The sequence below is a fragment of the Actinokineospora lacus genome (assembly GCF_053813445.1).
In genome coordinates, this window is sequence record NZ_JBQERA010000003.1 from 288,271 (window position 1) to 306,581 (window position 18,311).

An 18,311-nucleotide genomic window follows, 5' to 3' on the forward strand; every position below is an offset into this window, starting at 1 on the left:
CAAGCGGTCGACACCGGTGGGCGGTGCGCAACCGGTCTGTCGCAAGCTGTTGGCAACAGTGGCGAGTGGGAAGGCGGTCATCTGCGGACTGCCCGGCGGCGGCGGAGTCTGCGGAGGGTGTCGGCGACGGTGGCGCCGGTGGTCCAGGGGATGACGGGGACGCCGTGGGCGCGCAGGGCGGCCAGGCGGGCGGTGTGCTCGGCCAGGATGATCCGGCGGACGACGTCGCCCCACTCGGTGTCGGGGTCGGGCGCCAGGGCGGGGGGCAGGACGTCGACGGCGACCACGATGACGCCGCGGCGGGCCACCCGGACCACGCAGTCGACGACGGGGTCGTCCAGGAACGGGGACAGGGCCACGACCACGGCGCCCGCGGGGACCTGCTGCGGGCGCAGGACCGGCCGGGGGGCCCAGCCCGCCGAGCGGGAGCAGGCCACGAGCTGGTGGCGGATGCGCAGGAGCTGGCGGTGGCCGACGCCGGGCGGCAGGCCCAGCTGCGGGCGGCCGAGGTCGACCAGGCCGACCCGGTCGCCCTGGCGCAGGTAGCCCGCGGCGAGGGCGACGACGGCGCCCACCGCGGTGTTCAGGCTGCCGTCGGGGCGCACGGCGACGCCCTGCTCGGCGGTGGACCAGTCGGCCAGGCGGGGGCCGACGTCGACGCGGGAGTCCAGGGCGAGCAGCAGGTCGGCGTCGGCCTCGGCGTGGTGCTCGCGGACGTGCAGGGTGGACAGCGGCAGGCCGGTGGCCGCGCCCGAGCGCAGGGTGACCCGCCAGTCGACGCGGCGGACGCGGTCGCCCGGCTGGAAGGGCCGCACGGCGCGGTGCTCCGTGCCCTCGCCGGGACGCGGCGAGCGGTGCGCGCCCACCAGGCCCGCGACCCGCGGCGGCAGCGCGCCGGGGACCACCGGGTCGGCGGCGGGCAGCACGGTGCGCCTGCCCTCGGGTCCGGTGACCGGGCCGCTGATCAGCAGGGCGTCGCGGCCCGCGGCGAGGTGGTCGGGGCGCAGGTCGACGCCCTCCCCCCAGGCGTCCCACCGCAGCTTCGCCACGACGCGGCGGGCGGTGCCCGGCAGCAGGTGCACCGGCCCCGGGCCGCGCGCGTCCGGGGCGGGCAGCCGGACCGCCAGGAACTCGGTGCCGGGATCGGCGTCGGTCTCGACGGTGAGGCGGCCCGCCTCGCCGGAGTCGACCGCGCGCGGCAGCCTGCCCGCCCGCAGTTCCGGCACGCGGCCGACCGGGACGGCCAGGGCCAGCACGGTGCCGATGACCAGCGGCGCGCCGATGAGCAGGAGGTCCACCCGGTGCGTGACCACGCCCGCGGTGACCAGCCCGACCCCGCCGACCGCACCCCGGAACAACGCGTCGGTGCCGCGCCAGCCCTGCGCGCGGGCGGCCTGCCTGGCGCGAATCCAGTCGAGGACGCGGCCGCTCACCGCGGGTCCGGGGGTCTGCTCGGCGACCCGGCGCTGGGCGGGGGCGGTGAGGGCGCTGCCGGTCCCGTCCTGGTCGATGGCGCCGCCACGGCGCCGGGCGCGCGTCGGAAGGGCGTCCGACCAAGGGTGGTCATCGCGTGCTCGGGGGGCCGGGGACGGTGGTGAGGAGGTCGGCGACCACCTGCGCGGCGGTGACGCCCGAACTCCAGGTCTCCGCGCGCAGGGTGAGGCGGTGGGCCAGGGCCGGGACGGCGCACTCCTTGACGTCTTCGGGGAGCACGTAGGCGCGGGAGTCCAGGACGGCCAGGGCGCGGGCCACCAGCAGCAGGGCCTGGGAGCCGCGCGGGGAGGCGCCCACCTCCACGGCGGGGTGGACGCGGGTGGCGCGGGCCAGGTCGACGCAGTAGCGCAGGACGTCGTCGTCCACCTTGACCTGCTCGACGGCCTTCTGCAGGTTCAGCAGGGCCTCGGTGTCCACCACCCGCTCGACCGGCGCGTCCTCGCTCTGCCTGGCCAGCCTGCGGCGCAGCACCTCGACCTCCTCGTCAGCGGGCGGGTAGCCGACGTCCAGGCGCAGCAGGAACCGGTCCAGCTGAGCCTCAGGCAGCGGGTAGGTGCCCTCGTACTCGATGGGGTTGGCCGTGGCCAGCACGTGAAAGGGGCGCGGCAGCGGGAAGGTCCTGCCCTCGACGGTGACCTGGCGCTCCTGCATGGCCTCCAGCAGCGCCGACTGGGTCTTGGGCGGGGTGCGGTTGATCTCGTCGGCCAGCAGCAGGCCGGTGAACACCGGTCCGGGGCGGAAGGTGAACTCCCGGCCCACGGGGTCGAACAGGAAGGAGCCGGTGAGGTCGGCGGGCTGCTGGTCGGGGGTGCACTGCACGCGCGCGAACGCCAGGCCGAGGGCGGCGGCCAGGCCCCGGGCGAGCAGGGTCTTGCCGAGACCGGGGACGTCCTCCAGCAGGACGTGACCGCCCGCGAGCACCGCGGCCAGGGCCAGCCGCACGGCCGTGTCCCTGCCCACCACCGCCTGCCCGATGGCGGCGCGGATTCGCGCGCCCGCCTCCGCGACGGCCAAGACGTCCACTGTGGACGATGTCACGCTTCCTCCAGTAGGTCGAGCAGCCTGGCCACCCCTTGCGGGGACGGCAGCGGGGCGTCCGGCGCGGTCAGCGTCGCGTGGTCCTCGCCCAGCAGGGACCGCGCCCGGGGATCGTCCATTCCGGACAGGTCGGGCCAGCGGGCGCGGAGCCGGGCCTCGGCCAGCGCGCGCAGGCGGGGCTGGACGCGGGAGAGGAAGCGGTCGCGGTCGGCGGCGGCCTCGGCGAGGCGGGCGGTGAGGGTGGCGGCCTGCAGCTGCGCGGGCGCCGACGGGGCGTCGGGCACGGCCGTCCACAGTGGCTCCAGCGGGCCGGACAGCCGGGCGCCCAGCGCGGTCAGGGCCGCGGCGGGGACGGCCAGCGCCGCAGCCCAGAACAGCGGGACATTGCCCGGCCACATCGACACCCCGGCGACGGCGACACCGACGAGCACCGCCAGCACGACGACGCGCAGCGTGCTCATCTCAGCGCCCCGGCAAGGGTTTCCTCGACGCGGGCCAGCGCGGCGCGCGCGGCGTCGGCGTCGTCGTCGGTGGCCTGACCGGCGAACCGGGCGCGGTGGTAGCGCGAGCGCAGGTCGGCCAGCGCGACGCCGTCGACGGCGTGCTCGGCCATGACCCGGGTGGTGAACTCCGACGCGGTCTCGGCGGGCGCGCGGCGGGTGCCGCACGCGGCGGCGGCGTCCTCCAGGACCAGCCACGCGGCGATCACGGCGTCGCCGGGGGCTCCCCCGGCGCGGGCGGGCAGCCCGGCCATGCCCGTGCGCACGGCGGCGTGCAGCGCGAGGGCCTGCTCGGCGACCGACTCCTCGGCCCGCGGCCCCCGCACCGGGGTGGACGCCCCGCGGCGGCGCCGCGCCCCGGCCAGCCCGAAGGAGACCAGGACGCCGACCGCGCCGATGAGCACCATCACGCCAACCACGAGCAGGAGCAGGCCGGTGCCCACGCCGCCGATGACGTCGAGGATCGAGTCGGCGCCCTCGGCGTCCTCGGCGCGCGGGGGCGGCGGGTCGTCGCGGGGGTCGAAGGTGAAGGCCGCGCCCGGCTCCACCGGGATCGCCGAGCGGCCCCGCGCCGCCACGACGGCCACCGTGAACAGCGCGGCGACGGCGAGCACGACGCTGCGCCGGGACGAGATGTGGGGTGGCCGCCACATGCAGGCAGCATGCCACGGCGGCGGCGGTGTGCGGTCGCGCTCAGGACACGGCGGCGCCCTTCACGTAGGCGACGAAGCAGGCGCCGACCGTCGGGGAAATGTCCAAAATGCGTCCTGGATTCTTCGAGTCGCGGATGCGGACCCGACCGGCGGCGGCGCGCAGTTCGACGCAGTCGTTATTCACGCTCCGCCTGCTCCGACGCCATTCGCCTGTGACTGCGGACACCGCTCCCCCTATCAATGGGTGTGTTCGAGCCATAACGCGCCGATTATTGCGGCTGCGGAGAAAATGCAGAATCCGCTGGCCGGGTGCGAATGATCCGCCGTATGCCGGAAGCCGACCCGAGTTCACTCTCGGTGGTCGAGAGTCCACTTTGTCGTTGCTCGATCGTGGGTGGTGAGGCCGACTCAGCGAAGTGCGGAACTCCCAGGCACGCAGCGTGCTAGGTTGCTGACGGCCGCGTAGCGGTCAGCCACATGGCGACTCACCGTCAACCTTTCAGCCGTATGGATGATCACCAGTTAGGCTGAGACCGACTCCCCACTCAGCGGAGGACACTATGGCCCGCGGAAGACAGCCGGACCCCAAGGTGCAGCGCAGGCGGCTCGGCGAGACGCTGCGCGTGGAGCGGGAACGGGTCAATCTCACCCAGGCGGAAGCCGCCCGCACGGTCGACTGGTCGCTGTCGAAGCTGCTGCGGATCGAAAACGCCTCCGTGGGGATCTCGACCTCCGACGCGAAGGCATTGCTGGCCATCTACGGCACCGCCGACGACGTGGCCGAGTCGCTGGTCACGATGGCCCGGGAGTCGCGCAGGCCGTCGTGGTACGCCAAATACCGCAAGGTGCTCAGCCCGGAATACCAGACGCTGCTGTCCTACGAGGATTCCGCGACCGCCATCCGCCACGTCCACCCACACCTGGTCCCCGGCCTGCTCCAGACCCCCGGCTACGCGCGCGCCCTGCTCGGCGCCGCCCACGACGGCGAGCGGCTCGACACGCTCATCTCCGCCCGCGTCGACCGGCAGGCCATCCTGCACGAGGACCCCGGCCCCGAGCTGACCTTCCTGATCGATGAGGGCGCGCTGCACCGGATGGTCGGCGGCCCCCAGGTCATGCGCGAGCAGCTGCGCCACCTGCGCCACCTGTCGGACAAGCGCAACATCGACATCCGGGTCATCCCGTACGAGGCCGGTGTCCACCGAGGACTGTGGGGCCCGTTCGTGATCATGGTGCTGGACGGCGGCACCGTGATCGTCTACGTGGAGAACGCGGGCGCGGACTACATCGTCCGCGACGGCTCCCCCCGCGTCGGGGAGTTCACCGAGCGGCTCGCGGCGACCGCGGAGGTGGCGCTGACGGCCGGCCTGACCAAGGACTTCCTGGAGGACCGCATCGCGCACCTGGTCAGCAGGCCCACCGGACCCCGCTGGTCACGCGCCCGCTAGGCCGTGTCGCAGATGTGGGCACGGCCTGGGTGTTCAGGGACGCACGCCGCGCGGCCGGGCCCGGACCGAGCGCACCGCGGGCCGGGTCGTGCCCGGCGGGCGGGACCGGCGCCGCGGCGTGACCCGCACGCACGAGCGCCCCTGGCCGCGCTCGGCCGCCTCGAACAGCGGGTCGGCCGCGGCGGCCACGCCCATCGCCGCGCCCGCGCCGACCAGCAGCGGGGGCAGCCACCCGGTGTCGCCGAGGCGCAGCACGAGCAATGCCGCGACGGCGGCGGCAATTCCACTCCACAGGCAGACCACGGCATAGACAGCGGGGCGGCTGGCGGGAAATGCGGTGGATATTCCCCGCGGGCGCGTCACATTGCCGATCCTGCCACGGCCCGGCGGAGGGGTCCAGCACATGCCATTCCCACAACAGGGTGGTCCGCGGGGTGCTCGTTTTCGAAATTAATTGACTGATTCTCACCGATCGGCCGCCGCGTCGCGGGCGCGGGCCAGCACGGCCTCGACCATGGCCGGGGTGAGTTTGCCGGTAAAGGTGTTCTGCTGGCTGACGTGGTAGCAGCCGAACACGTGCAGCGGCGCGCCGCCGTCGCGGGCGGCGAGGGTGTAGTGGACGCCGTGACCGAACGCCGGGCGCGGGACGGGCACCGTCCAGGCCACTCGCAGCAGCGGCAGCAGGGCCTGCCACCCGAACGCGCCGAGGACGACGACCGCGCGCAGGGTCGGCCGCAGCAGGGCCAGCTCGCGCTCCAGCCAGGGGCGGCAGTTCTCCCGCTCCCCCGGGGTCGGCTTGTTGGCGGGCGGGGCGCACTTGACCGGCGCGGTGATGCGCGTGCGGTGGAGGGTCAAGCCGTCGTCGGCGCGGGTGGAGGTCGGCTGGGAGGCCAGGCCCACGGCGTGCAGGGCGGCGTAGAGGACGTCGCCGGAGCGGTCGCCGGTGAACATGCGGCCGGTGCGGTTGGCCCCGTGCGCGGCCGGGGCGAGGCCGACGACGGCCAGGCAGGCGTCGGCCGGGCCGAAACCGGGGACCGGGCGGCCCCAGTAGGTCTCGTCGCGGAACGCGGCCCGCTTCACCGCGGCGACCTCCTCCCGCCACGCGACCAGGCGCGGGCAGGCCCGGCAGGCGCTGACCTGCCGGTCCAGATCTGCCATCGGCATTTCTCGGACTCCCCTGTTGGGCACCGGTTAGGGTCGGCGGCATGCCATCCAGCGACGCCGCCGAGGACAAGCAGACCACGCCGGAATCCGCCCAGGAGCCCGAGCCCACCGACGACCTGGTCACGAGCGCGCACGTGCTCACCGTCGGGCGGCGCAAGCTGAAGTACACGGCCACCACCGGCCGAGTCGTCCTGCGCCAGGAGGTGGTGACCGACGGCAAGTTCACCGGCCACCGCCCCAAGGCCGAGGTGTTCCTGACCTCCTACACCCTCGACGACGCCGACCCCGGCACCCGCCCGGTGACCTTCGCCTTCAACGGTGGCCCCGGCTCGTCGAGCACCTGGCTGCACCTGGGCGTCCTCGGGCCCCGCCGCGTCGTCTCCGGCGACGCGGACGCGCCCGCCACCCCGCCCTACGGGCTGGCCGACAACCCCGAGTCCCTGCTGGCCCACAGCGACCTGGTCTTCATCGACCCGATGTCGACCGGCTACTCCCGGCCGGTGAAGGGCGAGGGGGCGGGCGACTACCTGGGCTTCCAGGGCGACCTGGACTCCGTCGGCGAGGTCATCCGCCTGTGGACGACCCGCAACGGGCGCTGGCTCTCGCCGAAGTTCCTGGCCGGGGAGTCCTACGGGACGACGCGGGCGGGCGGGCTGGCGCTGCACCTGCAGCGGCGGCACGGGCTGTACCTCAACGGGCTCATGCTGATCTCGTCGGTGCTCGACTTCCGGACGCTGGACTTCGCCGAGGGCAACGACTTGCCGTACGCGCTGTTCCTGCCGTCCTACGCGGCCATCGCGCACCACCACGGGCTGCACGGGGACCGGCCGCTCAGTGAGGTGCTGGCCTCGGCGGAGGAGTTCGCGGCGCGGGACTACCCGTGGGCGCTGTCGCGGGGCTCGCGTCTGTCCACATCGGAGCGCGCGGACGTGGTCTCCCGGCTGGCCGCGCTGACCGGGCTCTCGGAGGACTACATCGACCGGGTGGACTTGCGGATCGAGCACATGCGGTTCTTCACCGAGCTGCTGCGGTCCTCGCGGCGCACCGTCGGCAGGCTGGACGGCCGGTTCACCGGGTGGGAGTCGGACTACGCCTTCGAGAAGATGACCAACGACCCGGCCGGGTCGGCGATCACCGGGGCGTACACCGCGGGGATCAACCACTACCTGCGCTCGGAGTTGGGCTACCTCAACGACCTGCCGTACGAGGTGCTCAGCGTCGACGCGCACACGGCGTGGTCGTACAAGGAGTTCGAGAACGCGCACGTGACCGTGGCCGACCGGCTGGCCGCCGCGATGCGCTCGAACCCGCACCTGAAGGTGCACGTCGCCTCCGGCTACACCGACGGGGCGACGCCGTACTACGCGACCGAGCACTCCCTGGCGCACCTGGCCATCCCGGACGAGCTGCGGGCGAACATCGAGGTCTGCTACTACGCGGCGGGCCACATGATGTACGTGCACGAGCCGTCGCGGCTCCAGCAGTCGAAGGACCTCGCGGCGTTCGTGAAGTCGGCGTCGAACCGCTAGTTCAGAGCAAGCTGGGCGCTCAGAGCAGGGAGAGGGCGATCCCGTCGAGGATGTCGTGTTCGGACACGACCAGGTCCTCGACCGGGGTCGTCTCGAACAGCCGCGACGCCAGGGCGCGCAGGATCACCGCGCCACCGCCGATCACGTCGACGCGGCCGGGGTGGATCACCGGGTTGGCGGCGCGCTCGTCGTGGGTCGCGGACAGCAGGGTGTGGCTCAGGTCGGCGATCTGCTGGGGGGCGAGGCGGGTCAGGTGGACGGCGTCGGCGTCGTACTCGTCGAGCTTCAGGGCCACGGCGCCCAGGGTGGTCACGGTGCCCGCGACGCCCACCCACGTGCGGGCGCGCTCCACCGGGACGGCGGTGAAGGCGTCGGCGAGGACTTGGGCGGCCAGGGCGTCGGCGGCGGCGATCTCCTCGGCGGTGGGCGGGTTGGAGCGCAGGGCGCGCTCGGTGATGCGCACGCAGCCGATGTCGACCGACTTCGCGGCCTCGACGTGGGCGCTGACGCCGTCCCAGGTGCCCAGGACCAGCTCGGTGGAGCCGCCGCCGATGTCGACCACCAGGAACGGGCCGTCCTCGGGGTCGAGGCCGCCGACGGCGCCGGTGAAGGACAGCTGGGCCTCCTCGTCGCCGCTGATCACCTCGGCGGGGGCGCCCAGCAGCTCGGCGGTCATGGTGAAGAACTCGTCGCGGTTGGCCGCGTCGCGGGTCGCCGAGGTGGCCACCATGCGGACCTTCTCCGCGCCCTTGCGGCGCAGGATGGCGGTGTAGTCGGCGAGGGCGTCCCTGGTGCGGGCCAGCGCCTCGGGGGCCAGCACGCCCGTGGCGTCGACGCCCTGGCCGAGCCGGACGATGCGCATCTCGCGGTGGACGTCGCGCAGCCAGTGGGAGCCGTCGTCGCGCGTGGTGGCGTCGGCCACCAGCAGGCGGATGGAGTTGGTCCCACAGTCAATCGCCGCGACGCGCGTCATGGCCCGAAGCCTACGTGGTGACCCGAAAGCACCGCGCCCCGAACAGCGGAGGTCCGGGGCGCGGTGGTGAAGACGGGGTCTAGTGCGGGGTCGTGGTCACCGGCCCTGCGCGGTCGACCGGCGGCGGCCCGCGGTGCTCGACCTGGTGCTGCTGGTGGTGACCGGGGTGTCCCCACCGGGAGTGCTCGACGTGTTCTCGGCCGGAGTGCTCGACGTGCTCCCGCCCGTGGTGCTCGACGTGCTCTCGCCGGTGGGGCTCGAGGTGTCCTCGCCGGTGGGGCCCGACGGCTGGGGCGGCTGGGACGGCTCCGGCGACTCGGACGGCTCCGTGACACACGGGTCGGCGGGGGCCGAGGTCGTCGTGGGCGCGGTGGAGGTCGTCGTGGTGGGGCTCGTCGGGGGCGTCGCGCAGGTCGGCTGCGTCGTCACCGTGGTGGTCGGCTTCGCGGGCCTGCCCGACGTCTGGTCCCACGTCGAGGTCGGCGTGGGCGACGTCGGGCGCGGGGTGGACGAGGTCGGGCTGGCCGGCCTGCTGGTGGTCGGCGTGGCCGAGGTGCCGGGGCGCGGGTTCGGGCGCGACGTCGGGGGCAGCTCGGCGTCGTCCTGGTAGGCGGGCGGGATGTACGGCTGCTGGATCTGGTGCACCGGGGTGGGGGCCATCGGCGTGACGCCCTTGGCGTACAGGTCGGACCACTGGATCACGGTGCGGACGTAGGAGTCGGAGTGGTTGTAGCGCCACACGGCCGCGGCCAGCTGCTGCGGGTTGGACAGGTTCATCCCACCCGAGCACAGGTACTTGCCCGCGCCGACGGCGGCGTCGTGGATGTTGTTCGGGTTGCGCTGCCCGTCGCCGTTGCCGTCGGCGGCGTAGCCCGCCCAGGTCGAGGGGATGAACTGCATCGGGCCGACCGCGCGGTCCCAGCGGGAGTCGCCGTCGTAGGAGCCGCCGTCGGTGTCGCTGATCGCGGCGAACCCGCCGCCGTTGAGGACCGGGCCGAGGATCGGCCGCAGCGTGGTGCCCGCCGCGTCGACCGCGCCGCCGCGCGCGTGGTTGGACTCGATGCGGCCGATGCTGGCCAGCAGCGACCAGGTCATGCGGCAGCCCGGCTGCTGGGCGGCGAGGGTCTGCGCGGCCCGCATGTACGCCGAGAGCATGTTGCCCGGGATGCCGAGCGGGCCCCTGGGGTAGCCGGCCGTCGGCCCGCCGGTCAGCGCCAGCAGCTCGGGCTTGCCCGCCAGGGCCAGGATCTGCGGGCCGATGCGGCCGCTCTCCGGCAGCGAGCCGTCGGCGCCGACGGTCCCGGGGTCGGTCAGGCCGGGCAGCCCGCCCTCGGCGCTGCCCGCCAGCGCGACGTCGCCGGTCGGCGAGAGCCACGGCGCGGGTTCACCCGCCACCACGGCCGGAACCATCAGCATCGCGCCCGCCGCGGCGACGGCACTGCGCCGCCGACCCCGCTCGCGCCGCTTGCGGTGCTGTCCGCCCTTCTTGGCACCCACGTTTTCCGTCCCACCCCTCGTCAAACGCCACCCCGGCCCGGGTGACCTTCGTCTCGGCCACCTACCATGCCTCATTCGTGGCCGACAGTCACCGTATCTAGGGAAGTTCTCAGGTACTACGCCCGAAGGTCGGTCACTGGTTGCCCTTCTGTCCGCCTCGTCACCACCCAAGAAGTAGTCACTCCTTGGTAGCAGCACAGTCCCCGGTCGGCCATTCCATCACGGCCAGCGCCTCGTCGCCGAAGGGGTTGACCCCCGGCCCCTTCGCGAGCGCGTGGGCGACGTGGACGTGCAGGCACTTCACCCTGGTGGGCATCCCGCCCGCGGTGACGTCGGTGCCCAGCGGCTCGATGGCGTCGCGTTCGGCGAGGTAGCCGCGGTGGGCGGCCAGGTAGACCGCGGCCAGGTCGGCGTCGGCGGCCAGGCGCTCGGTCATCTCGCGCATCAGCCCGGTGGTCTCCAGGGTGCTGACCATGGAGTTCAGCCGGGGGCAGGTCAGGTAGTAGAGCGTCGGGAACGGGGTGCCGTCGGCCAGGCGCGGGCTGGTCTGGATGACGCTCGGGTGCCCGCTGGGGCAGCGCGCGGCCACCTCGCGCACCCCGCGCGGGGTGCGGCCGAGCTGGGCGGCGACTTCGGCGATATCGGCTTCGGCGATCATCCCGCCATCGACTCCCACAGGTTCTGGTACCAGGGCTGGCGCGGCACCGGCGTGGCGGGCACGCCGGTCTCGGTGTCGCTGGGCAGCTCGACCATGTACGGGGTCTCCCCCGGCATCACGAACCGCAGCCGGGCGCGCGCCTCGGCCCTGACCTGCTCGGGGTCGGCCAGCTCGGTGCGGCGGCGCACCAGCTCGTCGACCTCGGCGCGCAGCTCGGCCTGGCGCTGCTGCTCCATCTGCACGTCGGAGCGCTGCGAGAGGTAGGTCCGCAGCGGCACCGCCACGCTCAGCGCCAGCGCGCAGACCACCGTCACCAGGATCGCCGCGCGCCGGGTGGTGGAGATCCCGAACGGCAGGCTGAGCCCGGCGATGCGCTGGGACAGGGCGCGGACCGGACCCGCGGGCTTGCGCCGCCCGCGAGACCGGTCCGTGCCCGCCACCTCAGGACTCCGGGGTGAACCGCGGGAAGGCGAGGTCGCCCGCGTAGCGCGCGGCGTCGCCGAGGGTCTCCTCGATGCGCAGGAGCTGGTTGTACTTCGCGACCCGCTCGCCGCGCGCCGGGGCGCCGGTCTTGATCTGGCCGACGCCGGTGGCCACGGCCAGGTCGGCGATGGTGGTGTCCTCGGTCTCGCCGGAGCGGTGGCTCATCATGCTGCGGTAGCCGTAGGAGGTGGCCAGGGTGACCGCGTCCAGGGTCTCCGACAGGGTGCCGATCTGGTTGACCTTCACCAGCAGCGCGTTGGCGGCGCGGCGGGCGATGCCCTCCTCGAGGCGGTCGGGGTTGGTGACGAACAGGTCGTCGCCGACCAGCTGCACCTTCTCGCCCAGCTCGGCGGTCATGCGCACCCAGCCGTCCCAGTCGTCCTCGCCCAGCGGGTCCTCGATGGAGACCATCGGGTAGGACTCGACGAGGGAGGCGTAGTAGGCCGTCATCTCCTCGGAGCTCTTGCGGGCGCCCTCGAAGGTGTAGGCGCCGTCGGAGAAGAACTCGGTGGCGGCGACGTCCAGGGCCAGCGCGATGTCGCGGCCGACGGTGTAGCCCGCCTTCTCGATGGCGATGACGATGAGGTCGAGCGCCTCGCGGTTGTTGCCGAGGCTCGGGGCGAACCCGCCCTCGTCGCCGAGGCCGGTGGCCAGGCCCTTGCTCTTGAGGACGGACTTGAGCGAGTGGTAGACCTCGGTGCCCCAGCGCAGCGCCTCGCGGAAGGAGTCCGCGCCGATCGGCGCGATCATGAACTCCTGGATGTCGACGGCGGTGTCGGCGTGCGCGCCGCCGTTGAGGATGTTCAGCATCGGCACGGGGAGCACGTGCGCGTTCGGGCCGCCGAGGTAGCGGAACAGCTCGAGGCCGCTGGACTCCGCGGCGGCCTTGGCCACGGCCAGCGAGACGCCGAGGATGGCGTTGGCGCCCAGGCGCGACTTGTCCGGCGTGCCGTCGAGGTCGACCAGCTTCTGGTCGACGATGCGCTGGTCGACGGCGTCGATCCCGGCCAGCTCGGGGCCGATCTCGTCCAGCACCGCGGTGACGGCCTTCTCCACGCCCTTGCCGAGGTAGCGGTTGGGGTCCCCGTCACGCAGCTCGACGGCCTCGTGTTCACCGGTGGAGGCGCCCGAGGGCACCGCCGCCCTGGCCAGCGTGCCGTCGTCGAGCGCCACCTCGACCTCGACGGTGGGGTTGCCGCGAGAATCCAAGATCTCGCGTGCTCCGACCTGCTCGATGACAGCCACGTCTGCTCCTCACAAAGCGTCCTTCGTGTCCGTGTCGAGACTAGCGGGACAGCTGTCCGGTCACGCCGCTGGCACGGGTTGATAACTGAGGGATCGCGCACTCCGCACGCTGCGTGCTCACCGGCTTGGCCGGTCGAGGATCACCGGGTTGGCGCGTACTGTGGAGTGGACCATGACCCAGGACGCCGAAAGCACTTTCGCCGCTTTCCGGGCCGCCGAGCAGATGGTGGCCCGGCGTCGTCCCCTGGAGGCGCTGGCCCTGCTGGCCCCGGTCCTGGAGGCCGAGCCCAACGCGCCGTCGGTGCACCTGCTGGCGGGGCAGGCGTACCTGGGATCGGCGCAGCTGCGCCGGGCGGAGGCGGCCTTCCTGCGGGTGCTGGAGCTGGACCCGACCGACCACTTCGCGCGGTTCGCGCTGGGGCGGGCCTTGCAGCGCCAGAGCCGGTTGACCGAGGCGCAGACCCAGTTCCGGATGGCGGTGGCGATGAACCCGGCGCCGGAGTACCAGGAAGCCTACGGCGAGGTCTCGGCCCGGATCGCGGTCGAACGGGACCGCTGAGCCCTCACCTGACGAGTTCTTCGGCCTTGCGGGCGTAGGCGTCGGCGCCGCTGAAGACGTCGCGGGCGTAGCGGTTGGACCGGTTGTAGGTCAGGACCGCCTTCCACCAGCCCTCGCCCGTGGCGAGGTCGCCGCCGCTCGCGCACAGGTACCTGGCGGCGGTCAGGGCGGCGTCGTCGACGTTCTGGGGGTCGGCGGGGGTGCCGTCGGCGTTGGCGCGCAGGGCCCAGCGGGCCCAGGTGGTGGGCAGGAACTGCATCGGGCCGACCGCGCGGTCCCAGGTGGTGTCGCCGTCGAGCCTGCCGCCGTCGGTGTCGGGGATGGCGCGGATGCCCGGGGAGCCGTCGAGGGGGATGCCGATGATCGGCTTGGACAGCCTGCCGTCCGCGCCGATCGCGGTGCCGTTGTAGCGGCCGTGGTGGGACTCGACCCGGCCGATACCGGCGAGGGTGGTCCAGGCGATGTGGCAGGCCGGGGTGGTGCGGCGGGTGGCCATCTCGGCGTTGACGTAGGCCAGGAGCGTGCGCGCCGGGATGTCGGTCGCCTTCGACAGGCGCTCGGCCCAGGCGGCGAGGTCGGGCTCGACCGGGGCGGGGCGGCCCTGGGGGGCGGCCGAGCCGGGCTCGACGGCCAGCGGGGGGACGACGAAGGCGGCGGGGCGGGAGGGGCGCGCGTCCGGGCGGTTGAGCCGTTCCAGCACCACCACGCCCAGGCCCGCCACGGCGACCAGGGCGATCACCAGGGCGAGCCGGAGCAGCGCTCGACGCCGCCCCGGTTTCCGGGGCGGGTCGGCGGTGAGCATGTCGGCCACCGGACCAGGCTACGTGGCCGCGTTCAACGAGGGGCCGCGTACACGCCTGAACTGGGCGTTTCGACCGATTTACCGCTATTCGGACTTGACCGCCCGGATCGCGAACATCAGCGGGACGCGCGGGGCGTCGTCGGGCAGCCGGTGCCAGACGCCGCCCGCGTTCTCCATCCCCGGCCAGCGCTGCCACGGGATCTCCCGGACCTCGCGCAGCAGGTCCACCCGCAGGCCCGCGCCGGTCAGGGCGTTGACGACGTCGCCGATGCCGTGGCGCCACTCATAGTGCTCCACGGCCTCGGTCAGCGGCGGGCCGTCGGTGTAGGTGTAGGTGCCGTCCACGCGGATCGGGCCGCGGCCGGAGAGGTAGTCATCGCGCAGCGTCAGGGCCGGGTCCTCCGACGGGACCACGCCCAGGGCGTAGAGCACCGGGTGGAACTCCACGGCGTAGAGGAACCCGCCCGGGCGCAACAGCCCGGCGACCTGCCCGGCCCAGCGGTCGAGGTCGGGGACGTAGACCAGCGAGCCCTTGCCGGTGTAGACGACGTCGAAGCGCCCGGCGCCCAGCGCCGCCACCGCGTCGTGGACGTCGGCGTGGACGTAGGACACCGCGTCCCCGGCGATCTCCCGCGCCGCGTCCACGGCGGCCGCGGAGAGGTCGAGCCCGGTGGTGCTGCGCGCGCCGCGGCCGGGGAACGCCCGGGTCTCCGCGCCGATGTGGCACTGCAGGTGCGCCACGTCGCGTCCTGCCAGGTCGCCGAGGTCCGCCCACTCGCAGGGCAGGAACCAGTCCTCGGGCGCGCGGGTGGCCACGCCGTAGAACTCGCTGGCGACGTGGATGGGGGTGCGCGCGTCCCAGTTGGCCTCGTTGGCCCTGATCATCGCCGAGTTGTCCATGCCGGGGATCATTCCGTGGGGGCCGGGTGGAAATCGACCCCCACGGAAAAACACCGATCAGGCGGGCGGCAGGTCCGGCGGGGTCAGCGCGGGACGCTCGGCCAGCGCCTCCAGCGCGACGCGCACCGCGGTGTCCAGCTGCGGGTCGCGGCCCGCGACGTGGTCCTGCGGGGTGATCGGCACCTCGACGTCGGGGTCGACGCCGTGGTTCTCCACGCCCCACTCGTAGCCCTGCATCCAGGTGGCGTAGCGCGGCTGGGTGACCGTGGTGCCGTCGACCAGCCGGTAGCGCATGTCGATGCCGATGACCCCGCCCCAGGTCCTGGTGCCCACGATCGGGCCGATCCCGAGGGCCTTGATGGCGGCGTTGACGATGTCGCCGTCGGAGCCGGAGAACTCGTCGGCCACGGCCACCACGGGACCGCGCGGCGCGTCGGCCGGGTAGGTCTCCAGGTAGTAGTCGTCGCGGGCGCGGCCCCAGCCGACGATGCGCCTGTTCAGCTTCTCGATCACCAGCTGCGACAGGTGCCCGCCGCGGTTCTCCCGCAGGTCGACCACGATGCCCTCGCGGCGCATCTCCATGCGCAGGTCGCGGTGGAACTGCGCCCACCCGCTGGCGATCATGTCCGGCACGTGCAGGTACCCGACGCGCCCGTCGGAGGCGGCGTGCGTGTGGGCACGGCGGTCGGCCACCCAGGCCTGGTACCGCAGCGCCTCGTCGTCCAGCAGCGGCTCGACGACGACCCGGCGCGCGGGGCCGCCGTTTTTGGGGGCGACGGTCAGCTCGACGGGCTTGCCCGCGGTGCCCACGAGCAGCGGCGCCGGGCCGCGGTCGGCCTCGACCGGGCGGCCGTCCACGGCCACGATCGCGTCGCCCGCGTGCACCGCGACGCCGGGGGCGCGCAGCGGCGAGCGGGCGCGGGGGTCGGAGCTCTCCCCCGGCACGATGCGGGTGATCCGCCAGGCGCCGTCGGCGTCGCGGTCGAGGTCGGCGCCGAGCAGGCCGAGCCTGCGCTTGTGGTCGGCGCCGCGGCCGCGCCCCACGGCGTAGGCGTGGGAGGTGTCCAGCTCGCCCTGGACCTCCCAGAGCAGGTCGACGAGGTCGTCGTGCGAGCCCAGGACCTCCACCAGCGGGCGGTACCTGGCCAGCACGCCCGCCCAGTCGACGCCGCCCATGTCCGCGCGCCAGAAGTGGTCGCGCATCAGCCTGCCGGTCTCGTCGAACATCTGCCGCCACTCCGCGGCCGGGTCGACGCGCACGCGCACCCGGCTGAGGTCGACGGTGATGTTGTCCTCGGAGCGGTCGTCGGAGTCGGCCTTGCGGTCGGCGGGGACGACCCGCAGCGTGGTGCCGTCGCGCACGACCAGGCGCTGGCCGTCGCCGCTGGGCCAGACCTCGTCGAAGCCGTCGACCAGCGTGTCGACCTTCAGCTTGGCCAGGTCGAAGCGCTCCAGGAGCGCGCGCGGCTCGTCCTCGCCGAGGACGTCGAGGTCGTCGCCGAGGGAGCCGGTGAGCGGGTCGCGGCGCCAGAGCACGCCGCCCTTGGCCGCCCACAGCCCGGAGAAGCGGGCGGCGGGCACGGGGAAGGCGACGACGCGGTCCTCGATGCCCTCGATGTCGACGGTGGTGCGCGGGATCTTGCTGTCCTTGTCGTCCTTGTCGTCGTCCTTGTCGTCTGGGTCGCCGAAGGGGCGGCCCTCGCGCAGCGGCGCGAACGGCGACGGGGTGGTCGCCGCCAGCGGCACCAGGTACGGGCGGGTGCCGTTGGCGAAGGACAGGTCGAAGACGTGCACGTCGTAGATCGGGTCGAAGCTGCGCGCGGACAGGAACGCGATGTGCTTGCCGTCGGCGGTGAAGGCCGGGTCGTAGTCGACGAACCGCAGCGGCGTGACGTCCACAATGGACATATCGGTGGTGTTGACCATGCGGATGTGGCTCAGCGGGTTCGGGCCGGGGTGCGACCAGGCCAGCCAGGCCGAGTCCGGGGAGAAGACCAGGCCGGTGGGGTCCATCTCGACGGACTTGACCACCTCGCGCGTCTCGCCGGACTTGGCGTCGACGAGCAGGAGCCGACCGTCGTGGGTGGTCAGGCCGACCCGGCGGCCGTCCGGGGAGGCCACCAGCTCCAGCACCCGGCCCAGCTCGCCGAGCCCGACCCGGCGCGGCCGCGCGCCGGGCTCGTGGCCGGTGGCCGGGGCGAACTCCAGCGCGTCCTCGCCCTCGGCGTCGGTCACCCAGACGACCTGGCCGCTGTCGCCGAGGACGCGCGGCAGGCGGGCGCGCACGCCGGGCTCGACGGCCAGCGCGCGCACCGGCCCGTCGCGGTGGGTCACCCAGTGCACGGTGCCGCGCACCTCGACCACGCTGGAGCGGCCGGTCTTGTCCGGGCCGACCTCGCCGAGGTCCGGGGCGGGCGAGACGTGGCGGGGCTGGCGGGAGACCCGCGGGCCGCCGAGGCGGATCTCCAGGGCGCGGGGCTCGGCGTCGAGGCTCTCGTGCAGCCACACCTGGCCCGCGCGGTGGTAGACCACGCGGGCGCCGTCGGTGGCGGCGTTGCGGGCGTAGAAGCCCTCGTGCGCGGAGTGCGCGCGCAGGTCGGCGCCGTCGGGCAGGCAGGAGTACAGGTTGCCGACGCCCTCGTGGTCGGACAGGAACGCCACCCGGTCGCCGACCCACATCGGCGACTGGATGTTGCCGTCCACATCGGACAGGATGCGGGTGAACTCCCCGGTCCCGTCGGCGTCGACCCAGATCTTGCCCGCGGTGCCGCCGCGGTAGCGCTTCCAGTGCGCGGGCTCGCGGAGGTAGACGGAGCCCAGGACCACGGCCCCGCTGTCGGCGACGTCGACGGCGCCGACGTGGCCGTAGGGCAGCCGGGTGGCGGGCGAGCCGTCCACCGGCACGGCGAAGGCCCACGTCCGCGAGCGCGACATCTGGCCCGCCGAGGTGGTCGCGAGCACGCGGCCGTCCTCGGTCCAGCCCTGCACGGAGGTGCGCAGGTCGCCCCAGTAGGTCAGGCGCTCACTCGGCCCGCCGTCGACGGGCGCGACGTGCACCTCCGGCTCGACGTCGCGGGCGCTGCGCCACGCGATGGCCGTCCCGTCCCGGGACAGCCGGGGGTTGGCCACCGGCACCTGGTCGGCGGACACCCGCCAGGCACGGCCACCCGCGACGGGCGCCAGCCACACGTCGTCCTCGGCGACGAACGTGATCAGGTCGTGGCGCACATGGGGGAATCTCAGGTAGGCGTCGGTCACCCTGACAAACTAGTGGTGCGGTGCGACACCGTTAGGGCGAACACGTGCCGCGATCGTGTCCAGGGGTGGGAAGTCGCCCGGCTTGAGCCGACCAGCGGAAGTCACCTGTC

At 73.9% G+C, this 18,311-nt stretch carries 18 protein-coding genes; 3 read left to right on the forward strand and 15 right to left on the reverse strand.

Features of this window, described 5'->3' with window-relative positions; translation table 11 throughout:
- Nucleotides 1–77: 77 nt before the first annotated feature.
- The 5 genes from ACTG9Q_RS09455 to ACTG9Q_RS09475 all read right to left on the reverse strand — a co-directional run bounded on the left by ACTG9Q_RS09455 (nt 78) and on the right by ACTG9Q_RS09475 (nt 3,944).
- On the reverse strand, nt 78–1,433 hold the full coding sequence (locus tag ACTG9Q_RS09455) for a DUF58 domain-containing protein (protein ID WP_455572280.1): 1,356 nt from the start codon (nt 1,431–1,433) through the stop codon (nt 78–80).
- A gap of 130 nt (nt 1,434–1,563) precedes the next feature.
- Complete coding sequence (locus ACTG9Q_RS09460) at nt 1,564–2,532, reverse strand: AAA family ATPase (protein ID WP_455572281.1); 969 nt, start codon at nt 2,530–2,532, stop codon at nt 1,564–1,566.
- Complete coding sequence (locus ACTG9Q_RS09465) at nt 2,529–2,993, reverse strand: hypothetical protein (RefSeq protein WP_455572282.1); 465 nt, start codon at nt 2,991–2,993, stop codon at nt 2,529–2,531. The genes ACTG9Q_RS09460 and ACTG9Q_RS09465 overlap by 4 nt, the downstream gene beginning before the upstream one ends.
- Entirely contained in the window at nt 2,990–3,685 is a 696-nt protein-coding gene (locus ACTG9Q_RS09470; protein ID WP_455572283.1) for a DUF4129 domain-containing protein, read from the reverse strand. Before ACTG9Q_RS09470 ends, ACTG9Q_RS09465 begins: the two co-directional genes overlap by 4 nt.
- A gap of 40 nt (nt 3,686–3,725) precedes the next feature.
- Nucleotides 3,726–3,944 (reverse strand): DUF397 domain-containing protein, encoded by a 219-nt coding sequence (locus ACTG9Q_RS09475; protein WP_455572284.1) that lies wholly within the window; start codon nt 3,942–3,944, stop codon nt 3,726–3,728.
- A 301-nt stretch (nt 3,945–4,245) separates the two neighbouring features.
- Between ACTG9Q_RS09475 and ACTG9Q_RS09480 the strand changes: the two genes are divergently transcribed.
- Nucleotides 4,246–5,133: a helix-turn-helix domain-containing protein gene (locus ACTG9Q_RS09480; protein WP_455572285.1), complete on the forward strand. Its 888-nt coding sequence runs from the start codon at nt 4,246–4,248 to the stop codon at nt 5,131–5,133.
- 33 nt (nt 5,134–5,166) lie between these two features.
- Here the strand turns inward: ACTG9Q_RS09480 and ACTG9Q_RS09485 are convergent, their stop codons facing one another.
- Both ACTG9Q_RS09485 and ACTG9Q_RS09490 read right to left on the reverse strand, forming a co-directional pair.
- A complete protein-coding gene (locus ACTG9Q_RS09485) occupies nt 5,167–5,496 on the reverse strand; it encodes a hypothetical protein (RefSeq protein ID WP_455572286.1) in 330 nt (109 codons plus the stop codon).
- A gap of 102 nt (nt 5,497–5,598) precedes the next feature.
- Nucleotides 5,599–6,297, reverse strand: coding sequence for a uracil-DNA glycosylase (locus ACTG9Q_RS09490; protein WP_455572287.1), 699 nt, complete (start codon nt 6,295–6,297; stop codon nt 5,599–5,601).
- Nucleotides 6,298–6,338: 41 nt separating this feature from the next.
- Here ACTG9Q_RS09490 and ACTG9Q_RS09495 point away from each other — a divergent pair, with 41 nt between their 5' ends.
- On the forward strand, nt 6,339–7,826 hold the full coding sequence (locus ACTG9Q_RS09495) for a S10 family peptidase (protein ID WP_455572288.1): 1,488 nt from the start codon (nt 6,339–6,341) through the stop codon (nt 7,824–7,826).
- Nucleotides 7,827–7,845: 19 nt separating this feature from the next.
- Here ACTG9Q_RS09495 and ACTG9Q_RS09500 read toward each other — a convergent pair whose 3' ends face one another.
- The 5 genes from ACTG9Q_RS09500 to eno all read right to left on the reverse strand — a co-directional run bounded on the left by ACTG9Q_RS09500 (nt 7,846) and on the right by eno (nt 12,682).
- Nucleotides 7,846–8,799 (reverse strand): Ppx/GppA phosphatase family protein, encoded by a 954-nt coding sequence (locus ACTG9Q_RS09500; protein WP_455572289.1) that lies wholly within the window; start codon nt 8,797–8,799, stop codon nt 7,846–7,848.
- A 96-nt stretch (nt 8,800–8,895) separates the two neighbouring features.
- Nucleotides 8,896–10,296, reverse strand: coding sequence for a lytic transglycosylase domain-containing protein (locus ACTG9Q_RS09505; protein WP_455572290.1), 1,401 nt, complete (start codon nt 10,294–10,296; stop codon nt 8,896–8,898).
- 178 nt (nt 10,297–10,474) lie between these two features.
- The gene (locus ACTG9Q_RS09510) at nt 10,475–10,954 is read right to left on the reverse strand and encodes a DUF501 domain-containing protein (protein WP_455572291.1); all 480 of its coding nucleotides are present in this window, start codon (nt 10,952–10,954) and stop codon (nt 10,475–10,477) included.
- Complete coding sequence (locus ACTG9Q_RS09515) at nt 10,951–11,394, reverse strand: FtsB family cell division protein (protein WP_455572292.1); 444 nt, start codon at nt 11,392–11,394, stop codon at nt 10,951–10,953. Before ACTG9Q_RS09515 ends, ACTG9Q_RS09510 begins: the two co-directional genes overlap by 4 nt.
- A gap of 1 nt (nt 11,395) precedes the next feature.
- Nucleotides 11,396–12,682: a phosphopyruvate hydratase gene (eno, locus tag ACTG9Q_RS09520; protein WP_455572293.1), complete on the reverse strand. Its 1,287-nt coding sequence runs from the start codon at nt 12,680–12,682 to the stop codon at nt 11,396–11,398.
- A gap of 172 nt (nt 12,683–12,854) precedes the next feature.
- Between eno and ACTG9Q_RS09525 the strand changes: the two genes are divergently transcribed.
- Nucleotides 12,855–13,241, forward strand: a complete 387-nt coding sequence (locus ACTG9Q_RS09525; protein ID WP_455572294.1) for a tetratricopeptide repeat protein — start codon at nt 12,855–12,857, stop codon at nt 13,239–13,241.
- Nucleotides 13,242–13,245: 4 nt separating this feature from the next.
- On the opposite strand, the gene ACTG9Q_RS09530 is transcribed toward ACTG9Q_RS09525, so the two are convergent.
- The 3 genes from ACTG9Q_RS09530 to ACTG9Q_RS09540 form a co-directional block, all read right to left on the reverse strand.
- Nucleotides 13,246–14,043, reverse strand: coding sequence for a lytic transglycosylase domain-containing protein (locus tag ACTG9Q_RS09530; RefSeq protein ID WP_455572719.1), 798 nt, complete (start codon nt 14,041–14,043; stop codon nt 13,246–13,248).
- An 84-nt stretch (nt 14,044–14,127) separates the two neighbouring features.
- Nucleotides 14,128–14,943 carry a class I SAM-dependent methyltransferase gene (locus ACTG9Q_RS09535; protein ID WP_455572295.1) on the reverse strand — a complete coding sequence of 272 codons (816 nt, stop codon included), beginning with the start codon at nt 14,941–14,943 and terminating at the stop codon, nt 14,128–14,130.
- Nucleotides 14,944–15,000: 57 nt separating this feature from the next.
- Nucleotides 15,001–18,201, reverse strand: coding sequence for a S41 family peptidase (locus ACTG9Q_RS09540; protein ID WP_455572296.1), 3,201 nt, complete (start codon nt 18,199–18,201; stop codon nt 15,001–15,003).
- Nucleotides 18,202–18,311: the final 110 nt, after the last annotated feature.

What these genes read in the sequence shown, in the direction of transcription:
- ACTG9Q_RS09510 (WP_455572291.1), bottom strand. Translation starts at nt 10,954, where the DNA reads ATGATCGCCGAAGCCGATATCGCCGAAGTCGCCGCCCAGCTCGGCCGC.
- ACTG9Q_RS09500 (WP_455572289.1), bottom strand. Translation starts at nt 8,799, where the DNA reads ATGACGCGCGTCGCGGCGATTGACTGTGGGACCAACTCCATCCGCCTG.
- ACTG9Q_RS09470 (WP_455572283.1), bottom strand. Translation starts at nt 3,685, where the DNA reads ATGTGGCGGCCACCCCACATCTCGTCCCGGCGCAGCGTCGTGCTCGCC.
- ACTG9Q_RS09490 (WP_455572287.1), bottom strand. Translation starts at nt 6,297, where the DNA reads ATGCCGATGGCAGATCTGGACCGGCAGGTCAGCGCCTGCCGGGCCTGC.
- ACTG9Q_RS09475 (WP_455572284.1), bottom strand. Translation starts at nt 3,944, where the DNA reads ATGGCTCGAACACACCCATTGATAGGGGGAGCGGTGTCCGCAGTCACA.
- ACTG9Q_RS09525 (WP_455572294.1), top strand. Translation starts at nt 12,855, where the DNA reads ATGACCCAGGACGCCGAAAGCACTTTCGCCGCTTTCCGGGCCGCCGAG.
- ACTG9Q_RS09530 (WP_455572719.1), bottom strand. Translation starts at nt 14,043, where the DNA reads ATGCTCACCGCCGACCCGCCCCGGAAACCGGGGCGGCGTCGAGCGCTG.
- ACTG9Q_RS09495 (WP_455572288.1), top strand. Translation starts at nt 6,339, where the DNA reads ATGCCATCCAGCGACGCCGCCGAGGACAAGCAGACCACGCCGGAATCC.
- ACTG9Q_RS09535 (WP_455572295.1), bottom strand. Translation starts at nt 14,943, where the DNA reads ATGGACAACTCGGCGATGATCAGGGCCAACGAGGCCAACTGGGACGCG.
- ACTG9Q_RS09480 (WP_455572285.1), top strand. Translation starts at nt 4,246, where the DNA reads ATGGCCCGCGGAAGACAGCCGGACCCCAAGGTGCAGCGCAGGCGGCTC.
- ACTG9Q_RS09465 (WP_455572282.1), bottom strand. Translation starts at nt 2,993, where the DNA reads ATGAGCACGCTGCGCGTCGTCGTGCTGGCGGTGCTCGTCGGTGTCGCC.